Below are 21159 nucleotides of genomic sequence, written 5' to 3' on the forward strand. Positions count from 1 at the left end.
CAAGCGATAGCTAGAGCCGTGCGGCTATCGCATCGAGCATGCGCCCGACGAGCTTGCGATGGACCGGCTCGGCGGCCAGCGCCTGCTCGACCCGGTCGATATCGGCCGCGATGGACGTCGCGCCCCACACCAATGCACCCCCTTTCAGGCGGTGGGCGAAATGTGCGGCCTTGGTCATATCGCCCTCCGCCAGCGCGGCGCGAATGGCGGCGACGTCGATGAGACACTCCCTGATGAACGTCGCATCGATTTCCGATTCCGTGCGCGGCGCGACCAGGGCGGCCTTCAGGCCTTCGAGCGAAAGCGGCTTGCCAAGAACGGTGTCGATGCCGCTCTCTTCGCAGCGCCGGATATGCGCTTCACCGTGGTTCGCGGAAATCGCGATGAAACGCGTCCGCGGCCCACCGGCCGAGCGCTCGCGCGCGCGCAGCTCCGCGGCGATGTCGTAGCCCTGCATATCCGGCAGCTCGCAATCGAGCAACACGCCGACGTAGCGCCCGGCCTCGAACACATCGATCGCTGCCTGACCGTGATCGACCGCCTGCGTCGCATAGCCGATGAACTTGAGCTGCGCGGTGATGATCTGGCGGTTCGCCGGATGATCCTCGACCAGGAGAACCGTACCGATGGGTTCGTCCTTGCCCATGTCCGGCGCGTGGGCATCGGGGACGGTCGTCACCGGCGGGACCAGGCTGGTCGGCAGCTCGATGCGCACGGCCGTGCCGACGTCGACCTCACTGGTCAGGTCGAGGCGCCCGCCCAGGTGCGTCACGATATCGCGGCAGATCGCCAGGCCCAGCCCGGTACCGCCGAGCCGTGTGTCGAGCGAACCGTGCGATTGCGCAAACGCGCGGAACAACTCGCGTTGCCGGTCCACCGGCACGCCGATACCCGTATCGAACACGTCGATCACCAGGCGACGCACGCCGTCGGCGGTCTCTTCCGTGCCCTGCCACAGCGCGATACCCACGTGGCCCTTCTGGGTGTATTTCACCGAGTTGGCGAGCAGGTTCTCCAGCACCTGGCGCAATCGGGTCTCGTCCAGCAACAGCCAGGGCAAGGGGCCCATGGGCAGGTCGAGCCGTATGCCGAGGTTCTTGGCCTCGATAGCCGGTCGTTGCGACTCGATCACCTGGCGGGCCACCGCCAATACGTCGCAAGACACCGGATCGGGCGTAAAACCCTGCACTTCGGAGCGCGTGTAGTCCAGCGCGCTCTTCAGCAGCGTGCGCAGGTTACGGCTGCTGGCTTGTGCGATGGCCATGAGGTCGCGTTGCGGTCCTTCCAGCGGTTGCCGCGCCATCAGGTCGATCGAGGACACCACGGCGTTCACCGCGTTGCGCACTTCGTGGCTCATCACCGCCAGCAGCATGGTTTTCTGTTGCTCGCCGCGCTGCGACGCCAGCTGCGCGCGGCGCATCTGCCACAGCGCGAACATCAGCGCGAGCACCAGGGCCGCGCCCAGCGCGATCTCCAACTGGTACACCGAAACCACCTGGGACAACGTCGGCGCACGCAGGTACGCGGTCTCGAGCCAATGCTCGATCACCGCCTCGTTCTCGTCGGCGGTGATGCGGTGCATACCGCCGTCGAGCATCTCGATCAGTTCGGGCTCGTCGCGCTGCACGACCACCCTGACCGTCACCGGTATCTCCGGCACGTCGCCGGCGATACGCAGGCTGGAAGCGTAGTCGCGGCGCACGATGGGATGGTATGCCACGTCCATGCCCACGGCGGCGTCCGCGATGCCGCTTTCCACCGCCGCCAGCACCTCGTGGATGTCGTCCAGCGGCAGGCGCGTGATCAGCGGATGCTCGCGTTTCAGCCAGGTCTCATAGGCGCCACCGCCCTTGAAGGCGACCGTGTGTCCGTCCAGATCGCGGATATCCACCTTCGCCGGCCCGACGGTTCGCGTCACGATCAGCGTGCGGCCGACGTAGAACGGCGCCGAAAGCAAGGCCCGATCGCCCAGGTCCGCCAGGACCATGCGGTCGCTGGTGGAAGGCAGCAGATCCACGCGATGTTCGGTGAACGCCTTGACGGACTCTTCCCAGGAATGGGTCCGCACCGTTTCGAAGCGGACACCCGTATGCTGCGCCACCAGCGCCAGGTACTCGCTGACCAGGGGGTTGCCCTGGCCGCCTTGGATTTCCGCGCCTTGTTGTGGATCGATCGCGATACGCAACACCGGATGCTGCGCGACCCATCGCTCGCGATCGGGATCCGGCGGGTCGGTGGCGGCGATGGCCGTCGTGAAGAACGCAAGGAGGAAAAGCGCGATCCATCGCCTCACTTCTGCGGCACCTCACCATTCGACGCAAGAAGATACGAGCGCAGCATGTGCAGTTCGTTGTCCGCGTGGATGTCCAGCTTGCGATAGGCAGCCGACTTCTGCGTGCTGACCGTTTTCAGGCTGCGATTGAACTTGTTGGCGATCTGGGTCACCGACAAACCCTGGAGGACGCATCGGATGACCTCCCATTCGCGCGGTGAGAGGTCGGCCGCGGGGTTGTCCGCCATGCCGCCGGTCGTGCCGGGAGGCAGGTATTCACGATCCGTCATGACCGCATCGATCGCACGAATGATCTCATCGGGCTCCTGGCTCTTCGCCACGAAACCGTGCGCGCCGGCCTGCAGGAGGCTACGGATCACCAGGCGCGAGCCATGCGCGGAAACCACCAGGATCTTCAGCGCCGGGTGCGCCGCGCGCAACAGTTTGATCAGGGCGACGCCGTCGATGTCGTCCATCGCCAGGGAGTAGTCGATCAGCGCCACGTCCACGGGCATGGCGGCCAGCATGGTCCGAAAAGGCATGCTCGCGCCATGGCTGCCGACGATCAGGATCGAGGGGATTTTTTCAAGGTGCGCGATGAGCCCCTTGAGGACGAGCGCGTGATCGTCCAGCAAGGCCACGCGCACTGAGCCGGTGTAGGTTCGCGCGGACATGAGTCGATCGGGTACACCTTTGTAGTCATATGCCCACCTGCCAGGTGGCACAGGACGAACCATATATCGGCGATGGAGGCTTGTAAACGCCACCCACTTCGAAAAATCGGCATCGGCCATTCGGCTACCTCCGTAAGCCGTACAGGCAAGCCACGAGTGGGTTGCTAACCTCTCATCGCCCCGCAAGACGGGGCTTCCGGACAACCAAGGGGTAGGACGCGGGCATGGACACAGTAAGCCGCAGATCGGCCGGCACCGCCGCCGTGCGCGAACCCGTCGCGGGAGACCGCCCGTACGACGCCGCCAGGGAGACCGTCCAGCTGTCGCTGGACACGGTGCGCATCGGCATCGTCGGCCTGGGTTACGTGGGCCTGCCGTTGGCCGTCGAATTCGGCAAGCGATACGCAACCCTCGGATTCGACATCAATTCCGGGCGCATCGACGAGCTGCGCCACGGTCACGACGTGACCCTGGAAGTGGATGCCGACGAGCTCGGCGCGTCGCACCGCCTGCGTTTTTCCGCGGGCATCGACGATCTCGCCCAGTGCGATGTCTACATCGTCACCGTGCCGACACCGATCGACGATGCCCGCAGGCCGGACCTGACACCCCTGATCCGGGCCAGCGAAACGCTGGGCAAGGTGCTCAAGCGCGGCGATATCGTGGTCTATGAATCCACCGTCTATCCGGGTTGTACCGAGGAAGTCTGCGTGCCGATCCTGGAGAAAGTTTCCGGGCTGGTGTTCAACGAAGATTTTTTCGCCGGTTACAGTCCCGAGCGGATCAACCCCGGCGACAAGACGCATCGGGTTACGGGAATACTCAAAGTAACCTCGGGGTCGACGCCGGCAACGGCCGATTTCGTCGATGCGCTGTATCGCTCGGTCATCACGGCGGGCACCCATCGAGCCAGCTCGCTGAAGGTGGCCGAAGCGGCCAAGGTGATCGAGAACACCCAGCGCGATCTCAACATCGCCCTGGTCAACGACCTCGCCATCCTGTTCAACAAGCTGGGCATCGACACCCTCGAGGTACTCGAAGCCGCCGGCACGAAATGGAACTTCCTGCCGTTCCGGCCGGGTCTGGTCGGCGGCCACTGCATCAGCGTCGATCCCTATTACCTGACCCACAAGGCGCAGCAGGTTGGCCACCATCCCGATGTGATCCTTGCCGGGCGGCGCACCAACGACGGCATGGGCACGTACATCGCCTCCGAAGTCGTGCGGCTCATGGTACGCAAGGGCATCAACCCGGTGCGTGCCCGTGTGCTGATCCTCGGCCTGGCCTTCAAGGAAAACTGCCCGGACCTGCGCAATACCCGCGTGGTCGACATCATCAACGCCCTCGACGCCTACGGCGTCGGCGTCGATGTGCACGACCCCTGGGTGCGCGCGAGCGAGGCCGAGCACGAGTACGGCATCACGCCCATGGCCGATCCGGCACATGGCACGTATGACGCGGTGGTCGTCGCCGTGGGCCATCGCGAGTTCGTCGCCCTGGGCGCTGCGGGCATCCGCGCCTACGGCAAGCCGGAGTCCGTGGTCTACGACGTCAAGTACGTCCTGCCGCGCGACGCCGTGGACGGCCGGCTTTGATCGCGGACGCGACAGCATGAAAGTGCTGGTGACCGGCACGGCCGGCTTCATCGGATCGCACGTGGCGATGCGTTTGCTCGCGCGTGGCGACGAGGTGATCGGCCTCGACAACCTTTCCGATTACTACGATGTGGAACTGAAGAAGGCCAGGCTGGCGCGTTTCGCCGACCACCCCGGCTACACCCATATCCATGCCGACCTGGCCGACCGCGACGCCGTGGAAAACGCCTTCGTCACGCACAAACCGCAACGGGTGGTCAACCTCGCGGCGCAAGCGGGCGTCCGATATGCCGCCGAAAATCCCCACGTATACGTTGCCAGCAATGTCACCGGCTTCCTGCATGTGCTCGAAGGCTGCCGACGCCACGATGTCGAGCATCTGGTCTTCGCTTCGACCAGCTCGGTGTACGGCGCGGATACGCGCATGCCGTTTTCCGAACACCAACCGACCGAGCACCCCCTGACCTTGTACGCGGCCTCGAAGAAAGCCAACGAGCAGATGGCGCACAGCTACGCGCATCTCTACGGCGTGCCCTGCACCGGCCTGCGTTTCTTCACCGTGTACGGCCCCTGGGGCCGCCCCGACATGGCGCTGTTCCTGTTCACCAAGGCGATCCTCGCCGGCGAACCGATCCAGGTATTCAATCACGGCCACCACAAACGCAGCTTCACGTATGTCGACGACATCGTCGAAGGTGTGATGCGCACGCTGGACAAGGTACCCGAGAAGAACGCGGACTGGTCGGGCGACCGGCCCGATCCCGGTTCCAGCGGCGTCGCGCCCTACCGCATCTACAACATCGGCAACGAGAAACCGGTGGAGCTCATGCAGTACATCAGGGTGCTGGAGAAGTGCCTGAAGAGGACGGCGCGCATGGAAATGCGCCCCCTGCAAGCCGGCGATGTCCCCGACACCGAAGCCAACGTCTCCGCCCTCGTCCAGGCCACCGGCTACCTGCCGAAAGTCGACGTATGCGAAGGCGTAGGCAAGTTCGTGGACTGGTACCGCGGCTACTACAAAGAATAAAAACCACGCTGGGAGATACACCCCGTGATCATCGACTACCTCGACAAGTCGGCGGCTGCCGACTATCAGGCGGACCTGTGCGTCATTGGCGCGGGCCCCGCCGGTATCGCCATTGCCCGTGCCTTCATCGGCACCTCGACGACCGTATGCCTGATCGAAGGCGGCGGCCTGGCCGGCGAGGACCGCAGCCAGTCGCTCTACGAGGGAAGCTCCGCCGGCAGCCCCTCCCTCGATGCCGGCACCTCGCGCATGCGCGTGTTCGGTGGCAGTTGCACGCTCTGGGGCGGCGGCTGCATTCCGCTGGCCGATACCGACCTCGAGCCACGCGACTGGGTCCCCGAAAGCGGCTGGCCGCTGCGCTACGCCGACCTGGCGCCCTGGTATGCCAAGGCCAGCGAGTTCTGCCGGATCGATCCGGCGCACGCATTCGGCCCCGGAACCTTCGCGGGACCGACGCCACGAGCGCCGCTGCCCCTCGATCCCGAGGCCATGGTCAACTTCATTTTCGCACGCAGCCCGATCACCTTCGGCGAGGCTTACCGGGACACGCTCGCCCAGGCTGCCAACATCACGGTGCTCCTGCACGCCAACGTGATGGAGCTACGCGTCACGGACAACGCGACGGCCGTGACGGAAGCCGCCATCGGCTCACTCGACGGTCGCCGCGGTCGCGTGCGGGCGCGCCACTACGTGCTGGCGGCCGGCGGCATCGAGAACGCGCGCATCCTGCTGCTGTCCGACAGCGTGGCGCCGCACGGCCTGGGTAACGATCGCGACCTGGTCGGCCGTTACTTCATGGACCACCCCAGCGGCGCCATCGGCAGTGTCCATTCGGCGCATCCCGATCGCCTCACGCGTCCGTACGAGCGCAGCATCGGCAAGATCCGGGCGTCGGTCGCCTCCGAAATCGGCCTTTCGTTCGAGGCGCAACGCGAACACCGCACGCTGAACGCACGCGTGCATCCGTTCGCGGTGGAAGGCGAGGTACCGCGTGGCATTCGCGCGCTGCGCGACGTACGTACCGCGTTGCGCCCGCCCACGCGCGACGAGGCCGCCCTGGTCGAAGCGCGTCTTTCGGCGGCCTTGCAGAACGGACCGCGCGGCACGGCGCCCCTGGTCGTGCCCCAGAATCTCGCGATCAGCGCCATGCGACTCGGCCTGCACCTCGGCGACGTGATCCGCGCGGTGGCAATGAAGGTCGGCGACAAACCGACCGTGAGCAGCGACCGTGTCGAGCTGGTCGGCTTCTTCGAGCAGGCACCCAATCCAGACAGCCGGATCACCCTCGACGACACCCGCGACGCGCTGGGCCTGCGCCGTGTGCGCGTGGACTGGCGCCTCACCGACCTCGATCGTCACACCCATCGCACGCTCGGCGCACTCACCGGCCATCGCCTCGCCCAGTCCTGCGCGGGTCGCTTCGAGGCCGCCGCATGGACGACCGATACCGACGCCCCTTCCGAGGTACACGGCACGGCGCACCACATGGGCACGACGCGCATGGCCGAGGACGCGACACAAGGTGTGGTCGACACGCAGGGCAAGGTCCATGGCGTCGCCAACCTCCATGTCGCGGGAAGTTCGGTCTTTCCCACCGGCGGTTGGGCATTTCCCACCTTCACTCTCGTCGCACTCAGCCTGCGGCTTGCCGAGCAACTGCGTGTGCTGCTCAGCGTCGCCTAGCCGGAGTGTAACCAGGGTGTTACAGGGGGCGATACACCGATGCGTCACACGGCCGTTTGGCCTAGCCGTGTGCAAACCGGAAGTGCAATCGACAGATCGCGTCGGCATTCCTAGCCTCCATGTATCGACACGTTCGGACAACGTGCGGAGGGGAACACGATGATCCGTCTTTTCAGACAGCCAATCGTTCGCTGGCTCATTCTCATGGGTGCCTGTGAACTGCTGTTGCTGGCCGCCTCGCTCAGCGTCGCGACCTACATCCGCTTCGCGCCATCGCCGGACGATCTTGCCGCATCGAACCAGACCCTCACCGCTCGCGCGGTGATGTTCGCCACGGTGATTTTCCTGGGCATGGCGGCACTCGGCGAATACCGCTCCACCTTGCGCATGAGCTGGCGCGGCCAACTCGCCCGGCACGCGATCGCCTTCATATTGGGCGGCCTGGCCCTGGTCGTCGGTTACTACGTGATTCCCCAGGCCTACGTCGGCCGCGGCGTGCTCGGCATGGCGCTGGTCATCGCCTTCATCGCCACGGCGGCTTTCCGCGGCCTATTCATGCGCCTGGTCGAAATGGAATCGCTGAAGCGCCGCGTCGTGGTGCTCGGTGCGGGACAACGTGCGGCGCAGATCCACAACCGCATGCGCCGTCGCGCGGACCGCCGCGGCTTCTGCCTGGTCGGCTACCTGCAAGGCCCGAACGAAACCGTGATGGTTCCGGAGAACCTGCTGCTCGCTCGCGACGAAACGCTGGCTCAGCTCGCCCGTCGCGAGCACCTCAACGAGATCGTCGTCGGCGTGGACGACCGCCGCGGCAGCCTGCCGATGGACGACCTGCTGGCCTGTCGTCAGCTCGGCGTACAGATCACCGACCTGACGACCTTCGTCGAACGCGAGGCCGGCCGCGTGCAGCTGACCATGCTCGATCCTTCGTGGCTGGTCTTCTCCGGCGGCTTCAATGCCTCGCCGGCGGCGGTGTTCCTCAAGCGCGCCTTCGACATCGCCGCGGCGCTCGCCATCGCCCTGCTCTGCTGGCCGATCATGCTTGGCGTGGCGGTGGCCATCCGTCTGGAGTCCGGGCGCGGCCAACCGATCCTCTACCGCCAGGAGCGCGTCGGCGAGCATGGTCGTCCGTTCTGGCTGTACAAGTTCCGCAGCATGCGCACCGACGCCGAAATGGACGGCGTGGCGCGCTGGGCGAAGAGCAACGACGACCGCGTCACCCGCGTCGGCCGGATCTGCCGCAAGCTGCGCTTCGACGAGCTACCGCAGTTGTGGAACGTCATCCGCGGCGACATGAGCATCGTCGGGCCGCGCCCGGAGCGACCGCAGTTCGTCTCGGACCTGGAAACCAAGATCCGCTATTACAACCTGCGGCACAGCATCAAGCCGGGTCTCGCCGGCTGGGCCCAGCTCAGCTACCCCTATGGCGCCTCCGAAGAAGACGCCGCCGAGAAACTCAAGTACGACCTCTTCTACGTGAAAAACCACAACCTCTTCCTCGACATGGTGATCCTGATCGAGACGGTCGAGGTGGTGTTGTTCGGGCGCGGTGCCCGCTAGGTCATGGATGCCGCGGTAACCGAGGGGTCGGTCGAGGCTTCGTCGTCTTCCGAGCCGACCGGAATCAGCGACCAGGCGATGACAGCGACGATGACCAGCGCAGCGAGCCAGAGCCAGCGGGTGCGCCATGCGTGCACGGGCGTGTCTTCGAACCGTTCATCCGTATCGGGCGATACCGACGCCGAAGCCACAGGCGTATCGCCCCGGAACGGCGCGACGGGGTCCGCGATCGCCGCCACCGCCACGCGTGGTGGCGACACCGCACCGGGCAATCGCCCATGACGACGATGGAATTCCATCGCGGCGCTGTACTGCGCGGTGAGACGTTGCAGGCGCGCGGCAGCGAGGGCATCGGCGCGGTTGCCCCGTCGACGATCCGGATGCCAGGCGGCCACATGGCGACGATAAGCCTGCTTGAATTCGGCCAACGTACAGCTCGGCTCCAGGCGGAGCTTGCCGTAGAGATCGAGAAAGTCGGTTTCGTCGGCCACCGTGCGGTTCCCCTGTCGCGATGTGCGCGGCCAAGCGTGGCCCACGCACGCGCCCCTTGCAAGTACAACTTTTGGAGAACGTCCATGCGCCAGGCCCGCCGATTCGCGCTCGCCGGTCTCCTGGTCGGCATGCCGGCGATGTCCACGGCGGCCGACGCGTCGTCGCCCTCGCTGGGTGCCCACGTGTTTCTTGGTCAGGGCGAAGGCCTCGGTGTCAGTCCGGCGGTGACCCCGGCCCTGGACACCCAGCCGGCCGGCAGCGTCTTCATCGTCTTCAACGCTGGGTACAGCAGCAACGACGGCGCGCCCGTCGATACCTATGGAAACCACTGGAGATCGCTGGGTCGCCCGCTGACCTATGCCGACTACGGCGATCGCTTCGACGTACGGGCGTATGTCGCCGGCGCGGGCAAGGGCGGGCCCGGCCACACCGTATCGATCGCCAAGCACGGCGAGCCCAAGGGTGAGCTGTCCCTGCCCTTCGTCGAAGTACGCAATGCGTCGCGCGTGCAGGCGTTCGCGCAGAATTACGCCGACAAGGCGTTGGTGGTGGCCAGCGATGAAATCACCGTCGATGGCCCGGCGACCCTGCTGGCATTCTGGTGGGGAGACGGCGGCGTCAAGCGCATGACCGTGACCCCGGGCGACGGTTTCCAGTTGATCGATGCCTTTGTCGACCTGCCCGACGAAAGTGGCGTGCAAGGCGCGGTCGCGTGGCGCCAGGTAGACGCCGCGGGAACGTATCGCGTGCATTGGACCGTCGCACCGGTGCAAGGCGCCGCCCTCTGGATCGTCGCGATTCGCTGAGCACTGTCCGATTCCGGACGTCCGTGAGTGCTGACGGAACGGGCGCAGGCCCGTCGCGTCGGGCCTATCTTTAAATGACGGACAACATCATCGGATCGCCTGTCGTGGCAGCTGTCCGAAAACGGACGTTGGCGCCTACAACCATTGACCTATTTTCTTCGGTATTACATGGGCATAGCTTTACCCCCCGATACCCGGTGCCGCGGCGAGTTAAAGCAGGACGCCACGGACGCTGCAGGAGCACGATTGCGCAAGGATGCGCCAGGGATGCGCCGGAGAGCGCACCTCGCACGCGGCCCCGCGGTGTCGACTGATTTAGGTGAGGGCACGCCGACGTGCCTGGTGGCATCGACGGCTGGAGGCCTCATGACGGACCGCAAGAAGCAAATCAAGACGGGCAAGAGCGTGGCCGTGCCGCCTTCGCCAGAATCCGGAAGCATGCGAACGGCCATCGAGGCCATCCGGCGCCTGTTCGTCGATAAAGTGCAGCACGATCATATCGTCAATGAAAAGCAGACCCCGGCCAAGAGAGCGGCTTTCATCAAGCAGCACGGCAGCGCGCATGCGGTCTTTCAGGTCAGTGACGATCTGGATGAAAGATACCAGGTAGGTATCTTCCAACCAGGAGCGCACTACGAGGCATGGATGCGCTTCTCAAGCGACATTCCCGATGAACGCCCTGACAAGAACAGTACCGTGGGCGTTGGCATTAAGCTCTTTGGCGTCCCCGGCGAAAAGGCGCTTGAAGAGGATATCCATGTCGATACCCTCGATTTCGTCCTGCAAAATACGGAGGTCTTCTTTGCAGCCGATGCCATGGAAATGGCCGAATTCAAGACGGCGGCGGTGAACGGCACGCTGCCGCAATGGCTGGCCGAACATCCGGAAACAGATGCGATTCTGACCGCGATGGAAAAGCCTGTCGATAGCGTGCTGACGGAAAGGCTGTGGAGTTGCATCCCCTATAAGTTCGGGCCGGACGACTACTGCAAATACATACTGTCCGTACAGTCCGCGGCCGATCCAACCACCCCGCCCGATATGGACGAACCCAACTATCTGGCGAGGGACCTGCAAGAACGATTGCTCAATGGCGGAGCGAAGCTGGACTTCTATGTTCAATTGCGCACAGACGCGAAGGAATCGTTGATCAATGCGCGGAGCATCTGGGACGAGAAGATCGCCGTCCCGGTGAAGGTCGCCACGCTGATTATCCCGCAGCAGGATATTGGCGCTCGAGGTCAGGCCGAATACGGCGAGGCGCTTTCCTACAATATCTGGCGTACCTTGACCGACCTGGCGCCCGTCGGGAGTATCGCCGAAGCGAGAAAGGTCGTTTATCGGTCCTCGTCGCAAACGCGACGTAATGTCAACGGCCAGCCCATAGGAGAGCCCATCGAGCCGCGCCCGCCAGGCGCACCGATACCTCCCTACGAATCGACATTCGAGGAACCCTGGCCCCCGTCCAAGGCCGACGAGGACGCGGTGGCTTATGCGGTGATTCATCCTGGCATTGGTGTGGCTCGCGTTGGGAACAGTCCGACCGAATACTATGTCGGCCCGGAGTATGCCTCCGCGCCCCCGCCACCTTTTGGCTCGACGCGGGACGGTACTGGGGCGATCAAGCGACAGGCCGCGCGCTTCCGCATTTATGGCTACAACAGCGCCGGCGTCGCGATCAAGGAATTGACCCCTGACAATGCGGATATCGAATGGAAAGTGGAGATCGCCAACAAGAAGGCGGAGTGGTTTGCGTTCGACACCGCCATGGATATCCCCGAAGCAAAGCCCGTAGCACGCCGGAATCCCCTGATCACCGGAGCCGCCCGCGCGAAGTTGGCAATCAGGCCATCGGCAAAGACCATTCGCGGAAAACATGCGAGTGCCGTTCAGTTCGACGACGGCACGTTCAAGGATAAACCGGTCAATCTCGGCGAACTGCGCACGGATGACCTGGGGCGCCTGTTGGTCTTGGGCGGGCACGGTGTCTCGGCGTCGCCGAGCGGGGCACCTCTTGTGACCTTCGTCGATGGCGTCGAGCAGAACTTCAACAACTCGGTCGACTGGTACGACGACACCGCTGATGGTCCTGTCTCGGCAACGGTACATGTGGCTGGGAATCCCATTCCCGTTACGGGCGCCTGGGTCGTCGTCGCTCCTCCCGATTACGCGCCGGGCATTGTCGCCTTCCGATCCATGTATGACATGGCCCGTCACGCTGCCATTGACGGCGGGATCATCCCCGCCGACGACGCGACGTCCTACTCCACGGACATCTTGCCGTTGCTGCAGCGACTCTCCGACCTGCAATGGGTAAACCTGGGTTTTGCCGAGGTGTTCGGCATGGGAGGTTCGACTCCCATCTCCACGAGTCTGATTCGTGAATTGCCAGCACCCGAGAGTAATGACCAGAGAATTGATATCTACGCTCAGTTCCGGTCACCCGATGACGAGAGCCCGCCGGTCGGAAGCGCATTGAAATGGCCTCAGCTTTACGGTGATGGGCTTGGCCAGGCTGCGCCCTCGTCTCCGGGGGATGTTCTACCCGTTGCGCCACGAACGTATGCCCATCTCGCCAACTTCGCGCAATCGAATTTTGTGAATGACCTGGATCTCACGCAATATCCAGAGATCCCGCATTTCGCCGAACCGCGCTATGCGAAGCCCATTGAAGAATCGCCGATCGCAGACCAACCTTCCCGGCTCGACGAGGGTCCGTTGTCCTATTGCATCGCCGATGCATTTCACCCGGGATGTGAACTCACCTGGCCGATGAGGCACGCGACTCTCTACGACGCACTGGTGCGCATCAAGCATCGGCCCGACTCGGCGCAAGAGCCCGACTACGGCGTTACGCTGACCCCAGAGCAAGCCCTTGCAAACGATGGCCCTCTGCAGGCACAAGGACCGGGTGATTTGACACGCTGGATGGCGTTGCCATGGCAAGGTGATACCGCACGGTGCCGGTCCGGCTACGATCCTGAGTTCCATCCCTACCTACCGTCCTTCTGGCCAGCCAAGGTACCCAATGACGTACTGACGGAGGCCAATTACCTGACATACCTCAATACCAGTCTGTCCGACGGTGCTCGCAAGGGGGCCTTTGCACAGCGTGACAAGTGGCTACGAGCATTCCTCCTCGAGAATCAGGACAATGAAGCCGTCATGCAAGCGATGGTAAGTCGCTTCGATGAGATGGGCATCGTCCAGCTTCGTCCAGCTCCCGCCGACTATTCCACGGACATAGCCAGCGTATACGTCGAACAACTCAAACCTGGCGCTCCGCGACTTCCACGGGCGGCCGCAGCGTTTGGTGGTCGTATCGACGGTGTGCCCATTGCCGAGCGCGGCGACCTGCTCAAGGAAGCCGGATGGACCGAATCGGCGTGGGACGCGTTCCGCCGCAAGCGATGATCCCCGGAACCTGCGATGTGCTTGTCGTTGGCGCGGGTCCGGCTGGCGCAGTGGCTGCTCATGTCTTGGCCTTGGGAGGATTGAAAACCGTGCTGGTAGATAGCGTGGCGGCAGACGAGCCCAAAGTCGGAGAGAGCCTGCCGGGGGCGGCGCGCGCGATGCTGCAGTCAGCGGGACTGCTGCCCTGGCTGGAGCGAAGTTCCCCACAAACCAATATCGGAAATCTCTCCAGTTGGGGTTCGGCGCCGTTGATCGCGACGGACTTCATTTTCGATCCCCAGGGCTCCGGGTGGCATCTCGACCGCGCGCGCTTCGACCAGTGCCTGCGAGAAGCCGCTGTACAGGAAGGTGCGATCCTGTGTGAAGGGCGACTTCGTGCACTTTCTTCCGGATTGGAAGGGATACAGGCGACTATCGCGGGTCAACAGATCGTTGCTCGATGGGTCATCGATGCCAGCGGAAAATCGAGAGCGGTTGCGCGCCGTATGGGCGCAACGCGGAAACGAGATTCGCCCCTTATTGCGCTGTACGCGTGGGGGAAAAATCGTCATCCCGATACCCGTAGCGTGGTCGAGGCCGTCGCCGATGGGTGGTGGTACACCGCCGGCCTACCGGGAGGTGCGCGCGTCGCGGCGCTTCACGTGCTGCCCGCTCAAGCCGCAACCGTTCTCAGACATCCGAACGGTTTCGCTTCAGCGATGTTCAAGTCGACGCACATCCAACACTACTGCACGATCGATGACACCTGGGGTTCTGTGCAAAGCACGGACGCGGCGGGAAGTTGGCTCACGCAGTCGCACGGCTCTCACTGGATCGCGGTTGGCGATGCTTCCATCGCCTTCGACCCGTTGTCGTCACAAGGGTTATTCAACGCCATCTATACCGGACTTCGCGGTGCGCAAGCGGTTTTGTCATCCGTGCGGACAGGCAACTCACATCAGCTCGTGCAATACGGCATCCGCCTCAAAGAGATTCGCGAAGCATACCGACATCAGCTTGTCGAATACTATCGACAGGAGCGACGGTGGCACGATCTTCCGTTCTGGCGAAACCGTCATAGCGAGCGGCCGTCATCAGAAAGCTAAAGGGGCTGTCAACATGCATACATCGACTACAAGAATGACCCGCGCCACACCGGCGCCGCCTTCGAAGGCGATGCTTCCCTCTCCTTCCGTTACCGAAGCAGAGGGAAACTCGCTTCCCAGCACCGCACCTTTTGCAACCGTCGTGGTACCTGCCGATGCCAACCTGCAGGATCACGACCTGCTCATCGTGAAGTGGGAAGGGGTTGCCGGCGTCGGCACGGTCGTCAGCTATCCGCTTCCCATTATCGGCGCAGCTGCCGGCAAGCCCTATCCCTATAAGGTCAAAGCTCCTGCCATTGCAGCCAACGCGGGTCGCACGGTCAAGGTAAGTTATGACGTCGTGCGCGGCCCCTCCACCATCCCCTCCAATCCATTCGTCGTCCAGGTCGACGATGCCCGAATGGCGGGGGCCCCCGAGATCCCTCTCGCCCTTGGCAACGTCGTCTACATGGGTGAGATCCCGAGCGATGGGTTGCCGGTCCAGGTACCGGTTTACGAAGGGATGGCAGCGGGCCAGAAGCTCCGCATCAGGTGCGTAGGCGAGCAGACCCAGGAATTCGGTCCGATAGACGTCACCGGCGTCGTCATGCAGACGATCGCGGTTCCGAAAACCTATTGGGAGGTGGAGGCTGCGCCATCCGCGCCGGCCGTGGCGGTGACCTACATCGTGACCGAGCTTGGCACGTCCCGTGCCCTGATCATTGCCCCACGGCCCGGTGCCGCCCCCACGTCCGCGCCGCCTCCGACCGTCACCGGCGTGATCGGAGGCAAATTGCCTGTCGACGCCACGCACGTCACGAACATCGTGCCCGCCGCTGCGAATCTGGTGCTGGGCGATATCCTCACGGTGTCTTGGTCGGGCGCCTCCGGTGTCGGATCACCAGCGTTTGGCACGTATACCATTCGCGAAGAACACCTCGGCAAGAACTTCGTCACCGGCGAGGCGACGTCAGCTGCGATTGCTGCGAACCGTGGCCGAAGCGTGAAGGTCGACTATACGGTCACCCATCCGGGGCGGCCTAAGCGGAAATCGGAGCGCTACGACTTCCGCGTCGGTTAACACCGCAACGAAATCACCACGCTGCCGGCAACCCGCGTCAGAAGCTGACGCGGATGCCCACATTGCCGGCCCAGCCCTGCATGCCGTAGCTGCCGACGAAGTGCTGGTAGGTACCTTCGCCGTAGATCTGCACGTGCTCGCCCAGCTGGCTTACCGCACCTGCCGCCACGCGATAAGCGTTACCCACGCGGCCTGAACCAAAGCGCTGGGAAACGTCCCAGTCCGTATTGGACACGTCCGCATTCGGATCGCCATTACTCGTATGCGTGAGGTCGAGGTTGGCGTACGGCATGAATACCGGATTGGCCGTGCGCATGATGCGCCCGCCAAGCGTCGCGCTCGTCTGCTTCGCCGTGCCAAGGCGCACGTCCAGACCATCGTCATCGGTAAAGTCGCGGAAATTCAGCTGCTGGTGCTTCAGCTGGAAGCGCGGCTCGATCGTCCAATCGTTCCCCAGCGCGAAGGGCATGCCGGTTTCCACCGACATCGTCCAACCATTGGCATGCACACGGCCCACATCGGCGCCACGCAGGTCCGTTCCCACATCGCCGTGGTAGCGCGTGGAACCGAGCACGCCGTCGACCCACAGGCCACTGCCGTGCAGCCAGGTGATCCAGCCGGAGATGCCGTTGGCGTTGTACTTCGCCGAGCTGTTGCCATCCGCGGCCTTGGGCGTGACGCGCGTCGTGCCGTGGTCCACGGCCCAGCCGGCACGCAGGCTGCCGTTGTCGCCATCGAGCGCGATCAGGCTGCCGCCCAACTGCAGCGCATTGACCTGCTGATCGAAATCGTAGCCATAGTTCTGGAACGACAGATTCGACGAATAGCGCAGCTGGCCGCCGAGGTAGCGGGCGAACACTTCACCGCCGACCGGATCGTGCGAGCTACCGTTGCGCAGGTCGCCCAGCCGCTGGTGCAGGCCATCGTTCATCATGTCGCCGTAGGTGAGCAAGGCGGCCGGCGCGGAAAGGTAGGAAGGCAGCTGCGGCACGACGGCGACGCGACCGTTTTCCGGAGGGGTGACAGGGTCGACCGGATTGCCGGGATCGCCGGGGTTCACGGGATCGCCGGGGTCGCCCGGATCGACCGGTTTGGTCGGATCCACGGGCTCGCAGTCCGTCTCGCAGACATACCGGTTGCCCAACCGGTAATCCCAGTTGAGCGCGCCTGTCGCCAGGGCGTTCTGGGCCTGATCCGCCTCGCCGGGACCGAACGCGTGCAAGGTGTACTGCCACGGACCGGCGGCGACGTAGCCACCGCGCAGGGTGAACGCGTCCGCACGCGAACTGCCGGCGACCTGGACCAGCGAGATGCCTTCGTTGGCCTCGACGGTACCGTTCTGGTTGGTATCGGTCAGTGCACCGGATCCGGTCGGCGTGACGACGATCTCGGTGCTGCCGGTTGTCGCGACGTTACCCTCCACCAGCAGTCGGTCCGTGTGCTGCGCACCGAGCGCACCACCCTCGTTGAGATGCGTATGAAGGTTCACACGGCCGCCCGTGCCCGACACATCCCCATGGACGATCAGTGCGCGCGCGACCGAGCCGTCGCCCAGCGTAACGCCGCCACCATCGAGGATGAGCGCATTCACCGACGAGTCGCCGGTCATGGTCCAGGCGCCGCCGTTGGCCAACGCCATGGTGACTGCACCCTGCGTACTGCCCTGCATGACGCCGCCATCGATCGTCGCATCGATGCTTCCGGTGGTTGCATCGAAGTTGCCGACGAGCGTACTTCCCGCGAGCAGATTCAGCCCGACATGCGCGCCGCCAGTCGCGGCCACGCCGCCGATGAGGTTGCTGTCCGAGGCTGTGACGCTCGTGGATACCGCACCATTGGCCTCGACCGACACCCCGTTGCCGCCGATGAGGGTGCTGCCGTTGGTAAGCACGAAATCGGACGTGTTCAAGGTGGGGTCCCGCGGCGATACGAGGATCGCGCTGCCTGTCCCACCCTGCACTGTCGATGCGTCGATCACGACATGCCGACCGGACGGCGCATTGTCGCCGAAGCGGTTTTCACCCAGGATAAGGATACCGTTCGTGGTGCCCGTGATCGTGCTGTTGCCCTTGAGGTTCACCGTCCCATCGGAGAGCCTCAAGCCGGTTCCATTCGTACCCGTGACGGTCGATCCGGCGTCCAACGTCAACTCGCTGGCGTTCGCGATCGAGGCACCGAAGGTCGTACCGCTGATGTGCGACGCACTCACGTCGGCACGTGTCACCAGATCCGCACCCGGGCCGCCGGTAGAGCCACCGTCGTTGCTCATGTGCAGGCCCACGCCGTTCGTCGACGCCACCTGGGCATTCGTCATCGTGAGCGTCGTGCCGTTATGGATCCTGATGGCGTCGCCCGTGGCACTGCTCACCACACCGGTGTCGACACCGACCGCGGAGTGGTACGCCTCGATGGCCAGGGTTCTGCCCCGGGGAGCTACCGCCAACGTGGCGCTGTAGAGCTTCCAGGCTTCCTCGCCGCCGATCGGCGTATTGAGCACCGTAGCGCTGTCGCCGGGCATCAGGTTGCGGGCGACGGCGGGAGCGGCGGGAAGGACCAGCGCCAGGGCGATAGCCACGAACAAGCGCGCGCGATGCGGGCGCGATATCTCTGAAGTCATGATGAAATCCTTGAAAGAAACGAGCGCTTTGGCACGGCGCAACGAGGCGCGATATTCCATCACACGTCGCCTGGCCGGCCTATTGGGAATACTCCTAAATTCCATGCCCCATCAGCTCCACATGGGGCGGAGTTACTCTGCGATCGATGATGAATTTGTGAAGCCAGACATCACGGTGCAAGGCTTATCGCGCACGCATGTCGCGAAGTCGGACAGCACTGTCCGGAACCGGACAGTGCGAATGGCGATACGGCGCGATTTCGCCCTGGGCTTTCACAAATGGCAGAAGATCGGCGTCCGATTCCGGACACTCGCGCCTACAACCGACGACCTATTCTCATTTCCCGACGCAGGAATACATTGCATTGGCGGTATCGGTGATCTTTCCCCTTTGCAAGGAAGCATGCCATGTCCACTTTTTTCCGGAAGAAAGTCCCCTCGGTCGCTGGTTCCGTCTTCGATCGGCGCGCACGCAACCTGAGCCTCGACGGACGCACCGTCAGTGCATTTCCCACACGGCTGATAGGCGCACGCGGCGCCGGTCTGAAGAGTGGCGTCCTCGCGGACATCGTCGCGCCCGTGGTCGACGCGGATGTGCTCGCTGCTTTGCCGCCGTCACCCCTCCCGGCCGACAACCTGGTCAAGGCGTCGTTCGCCAGCGGCGCCGACCCGATCGACATCGAGTGGGGCGGTTTTGGTGACGCTTATGAGGACGACAAACTCTCCTACCAGCTCGACGGCAAGGAGTTCGACACTCACGTGGTGGGGGCCAACGACTCGCCGCCCTACGTCGGAAAACTGGAAAAAGCGCTGCGCACCGAAGGCCCCCATATCTTGACTGTCGTCTACGACGGCGGCACCGGCTCAGCGGTGAGCGATGAGGTTCCCATCGTATTCGACTATACGGAGCCCAGCCGGGGTTTCGTTCTCGCCGCGCTCATTTTCGACCCAGCGGACGATATCGAAGGATCGGGCATCACGGAAGCCAAGCTGCGCACGGACGATAACGGTGTGCGGTACATCTGGGCTGAAGTGGCGGGCTATGCCGGCATCGCGCCAGGCGATCGCATCCACCTGTTCTGCAACGGCAAGGAATCGAGCGACGTCGGGCTTGCGGTGGTGGTCGACGAGCACATCGAGATCCACATCACCGAAGCCTTCCTGAAGGAAATCAAGGATACGCCAGCCGCCAAATTCACCTATACCAGCGAAGATCGCGCAGGACTGACGTCCGCGGAGTCGCTGCCCATCGAGGTCGCCATCCAGTTGGCGGTGATAGCGAACCTTGTCGCACCCACGGTACCTTCGTACGACGACGATCCGGATACTCCCGGCAATCAGCGGCTCATCGACAACGCCGACGCACGCGGCTTGACGAACGAGGGCTTCACCGTGGTCGTGCCATGGCACGCCGACTACGCTCCCGGTGACAAGATCATGCTCACACTCAACGGTGAGAATGCCGGTCCGGTAGATCTCGGCCCGGATGGTCAGCCCATGCGGATCTATTTTCCCTACACCGGCACCCACAAAGTCTGGCTCGCCGGTTCCAGCAACGGCACGGAAGACAAGCGCGTGCCGGCCAACGTCACTTACACGGTGGTCCGTGGACCCAGCACCGCGGGGACGTCGCCCGCCCATCCTGTCGTGCTCAACCTCTATCAGAAGGCCGTCGATCCCGACCCGGAAACGCCGGTCAACGAGCGATTGCAGATGCCGGTCGTCGTCTCCAAATCGGGCATGAGGGACGAGATTCCGCTCGCCGACTTTGGCATAGATGGCAATACGCTCGAGATCGAGAAGCTCACCGATGCGGCCTTTACGCCGATCGGGGCGGCGTTCGACCTCGACGACACCCTGCGCGTCTATTACGGCACCCAACCCGCCTTCACGTTCGCCGTCACCACGCTCGACCCGCCGAACGATCCCCTCAGCGTGCCGATTCCGGCAGAGACGATCAAGAACGAGGGAAGCGGCGATGCGGTGCCGGTGTGGTACGAAGTCGTCCATAAACTCACCGACGGCGGCACGAACGTCAATCTGTCGCCGGCCAAGATGATCAAGGTGCAGGGAACCGATACACAGCCCGGTAACGGCCATCTGGATGCCGGCAACTTTGCCGACAAGATTGCAAATGGCAGCATTCCCGAGAACCCTTTCCACTACACCAGCACCCGCTTCGAGATCCCCGATTACACGAATCGGAGCGCGGACGACAAGATCGCCCTGCACTTCGAACTCTACGCGAACAAGGTACACGTGACGGGTGAGCAACCTTTTCCGGACCATGACTGGGACGAAGAGATCGAGGCCGGCGACGCCAAACCGATCGTCGTCGATGTGCCCAGCACGGTGTACAACTTGTATTCGGATGCCGGCGTGACCACCAAAGTGATTCACATCCACGCGTTCTACACCGTGACGAAGCAGAGTGGCGACACCACGCCAGTCACGTCGGATATGGGCACCGTCTGGGTCGACAGCCGATTCTCGGCCGGGCCGGATGCCTGACCCGCGCCATTCAGCAGCGCCGATCGTAACGAGCGCCACCAAGGCACGGACGTAGCGTTCACCAGGAGCACGACGATGAAGGATCATCACCCCACGCCCGGCCCCCGTAACCTCGCCCTGCGCGAACGCCGCCGGGGTTTGCTGCAGCCATCTGCGGGGGACGCCCCCGACCTCCTGCCGGTACCGATCATTTACGGCACCTATAACGGCGGCCTGGGACGTGACCAGCTGCTGGGCGACTTCGACTCCGTCAATATCTCCGTCGGGCCGTGGGACTACGCCGACCTGACCGACACCATCTATCTTCACTGGGGCGATCAGTGGCATCAGACGTTTCCGGTCACGAGCACCGTCGGCGCGCAG

At 63.8% G+C, this 21159-nt stretch carries 14 protein-coding genes; 10 read left to right on the forward strand and 4 right to left on the reverse strand.

All coding sequences use genetic code 11. The features are described 5' to 3' along the window. Nucleotides 1-10: 10 nt before the first annotated feature. Nucleotides 11-2293, reverse strand: a complete 2283-nt coding sequence (locus VM621_RS00535; protein WP_325467042.1) for an ATP-binding protein — start codon at nt 2291-2293, stop codon at nt 11-13. Next, a complete protein-coding gene (locus VM621_RS00540) occupies nt 2290-2946 on the reverse strand; it encodes a response regulator transcription factor (RefSeq protein ID WP_325467043.1) in 657 nt (218 codons plus the stop codon). The genes VM621_RS00535 and VM621_RS00540 overlap by 4 nt, the downstream gene beginning before the upstream one ends. Nucleotides 2947-3272: 326 nt before the next feature. Between VM621_RS00540 and tviB the strand changes: the two genes are divergently transcribed. From tviB to VM621_RS00560, 4 genes are all read left to right on the forward strand, one after another. Continuing rightward, nucleotides 3273-4541, forward strand: coding sequence for a Vi polysaccharide biosynthesis UDP-N-acetylglucosamine C-6 dehydrogenase TviB (tviB, locus tag VM621_RS00545; RefSeq protein ID WP_325467055.1), 1269 nt, complete (start codon nt 3273-3275; stop codon nt 4539-4541). 16 nt (nt 4542-4557) lie between these two features. Then, nucleotides 4558-5568 (forward strand): NAD-dependent epimerase, encoded by a 1011-nt coding sequence (locus VM621_RS00550; RefSeq protein ID WP_325467044.1) that lies wholly within the window; start codon nt 4558-4560, stop codon nt 5566-5568. Between the two features lie 24 nt (nt 5569-5592). Continuing rightward, nucleotides 5593-7251, forward strand: a complete 1659-nt coding sequence (locus tag VM621_RS00555) for a GMC family oxidoreductase (RefSeq protein ID WP_325467045.1) — start codon at nt 5593-5595, stop codon at nt 7249-7251. Between the two features lie 159 nt (nt 7252-7410). Next, nucleotides 7411-8811, forward strand: a complete 1401-nt coding sequence (locus VM621_RS00560) for a TIGR03013 family XrtA/PEP-CTERM system glycosyltransferase (protein WP_325467046.1) — start codon at nt 7411-7413, stop codon at nt 8809-8811. On the opposite strand, the gene VM621_RS00565 is transcribed toward VM621_RS00560, so the two are convergent. After that, a complete protein-coding gene (locus VM621_RS00565) occupies nt 8808-9302 on the reverse strand; it encodes a J domain-containing protein (RefSeq protein WP_325467047.1) in 495 nt (164 codons plus the stop codon). The two genes, VM621_RS00560 and VM621_RS00565, sit on opposite strands and share 4 nt — an antisense overlap. 84 nt (nt 9303-9386) lie before the next feature. Here VM621_RS00565 and VM621_RS00570 point away from each other — a divergent pair, with 84 nt between their 5' ends. From VM621_RS00570 to VM621_RS00585, 4 genes are all read left to right on the forward strand, one after another. After that, nucleotides 9387-10109, forward strand: a complete 723-nt coding sequence (locus VM621_RS00570; RefSeq protein WP_325467048.1) for a hypothetical protein — start codon at nt 9387-9389, stop codon at nt 10107-10109. A 366-nt stretch (nt 10110-10475) separates the two neighbouring features. After that, the gene (locus tag VM621_RS00575) at nt 10476-13523 is read left to right on the forward strand and encodes a LodA/GoxA family CTQ-dependent oxidase (RefSeq protein ID WP_325467049.1); all 3048 of its coding nucleotides are present in this window, start codon (nt 10476-10478) and stop codon (nt 13521-13523) included. After that, complete coding sequence (locus VM621_RS00580; protein WP_325467050.1) at nt 13481-14608, forward strand: NAD(P)/FAD-dependent oxidoreductase; 1128 nt, start codon at nt 13481-13483, stop codon at nt 14606-14608. The genes VM621_RS00575 and VM621_RS00580 overlap by 43 nt, the downstream gene beginning before the upstream one ends. A 34-nt stretch (nt 14609-14642) precedes the next feature. Then, the gene (locus tag VM621_RS00585; protein WP_325467051.1) at nt 14643-15668 is read left to right on the forward strand and encodes a hypothetical protein; all 1026 of its coding nucleotides are present in this window, start codon (nt 14643-14645) and stop codon (nt 15666-15668) included. Between the two features lie 37 nt (nt 15669-15705). Here the strand turns inward: VM621_RS00585 and VM621_RS00590 are convergent, their stop codons facing one another. Then, nucleotides 15706-18285, reverse strand: a complete 2580-nt coding sequence (locus tag VM621_RS00590) for an autotransporter outer membrane beta-barrel domain-containing protein (RefSeq protein ID WP_325467052.1) — start codon at nt 18283-18285, stop codon at nt 15706-15708. 408 nt (nt 18286-18693) lie between these two features. Here VM621_RS00590 and VM621_RS00595 point away from each other — a divergent pair, with 408 nt between their 5' ends. Together VM621_RS00595 and VM621_RS00600 are read left to right on the forward strand one after the other, a co-directional pair. Continuing rightward, nucleotides 18694-20796, forward strand: coding sequence for a hypothetical protein (locus VM621_RS00595; RefSeq protein WP_325467053.1), 2103 nt, complete (start codon nt 18694-18696; stop codon nt 20794-20796). Between the two features lie 75 nt (nt 20797-20871). Further along, nucleotides 20872-21159 (forward strand): hypothetical protein (locus VM621_RS00600; protein WP_325467054.1); only part of this gene is annotated, 288 nt, incomplete at its 3' end.

Source organism: Luteibacter sp., from assembly GCF_035539195.1.
Taxonomy (GTDB): domain Bacteria; phylum Pseudomonadota; class Gammaproteobacteria; order Xanthomonadales; family Rhodanobacteraceae; genus Luteibacter.

Excerpts from the sequence above, each read along its gene's own strand:
- VM621_RS00540 (WP_325467043.1), bottom strand. The coding sequence starts at position 2,946 with ATGTCCGCGCGAACCTACACCGGCTCAGTGCGCGTGGCCTTGCTGGAC.
- VM621_RS00550 (WP_325467044.1), top strand. The coding sequence starts at position 4,558 with ATGAAAGTGCTGGTGACCGGCACGGCCGGCTTCATCGGATCGCACGTG.
- VM621_RS00560 (WP_325467046.1), top strand. The coding sequence starts at position 7,411 with ATGATCCGTCTTTTCAGACAGCCAATCGTTCGCTGGCTCATTCTCATG.
- VM621_RS00570 (WP_325467048.1), top strand. The coding sequence starts at position 9,387 with ATGCGCCAGGCCCGCCGATTCGCGCTCGCCGGTCTCCTGGTCGGCATG.
- VM621_RS00575 (WP_325467049.1), top strand. The coding sequence starts at position 10,476 with ATGACGGACCGCAAGAAGCAAATCAAGACGGGCAAGAGCGTGGCCGTG.
- VM621_RS00580 (WP_325467050.1), top strand. The coding sequence starts at position 13,481 with ATGGACCGAATCGGCGTGGGACGCGTTCCGCCGCAAGCGATGATCCCC.
- VM621_RS00585 (WP_325467051.1), top strand. The coding sequence starts at position 14,643 with ATGACCCGCGCCACACCGGCGCCGCCTTCGAAGGCGATGCTTCCCTCT.
- VM621_RS00590 (WP_325467052.1), bottom strand. The coding sequence starts at position 18,285 with ATGACTTCAGAGATATCGCGCCCGCATCGCGCGCGCTTGTTCGTGGCT.
- VM621_RS00595 (WP_325467053.1), top strand. The coding sequence starts at position 18,694 with ATGTCCACTTTTTTCCGGAAGAAAGTCCCCTCGGTCGCTGGTTCCGTC.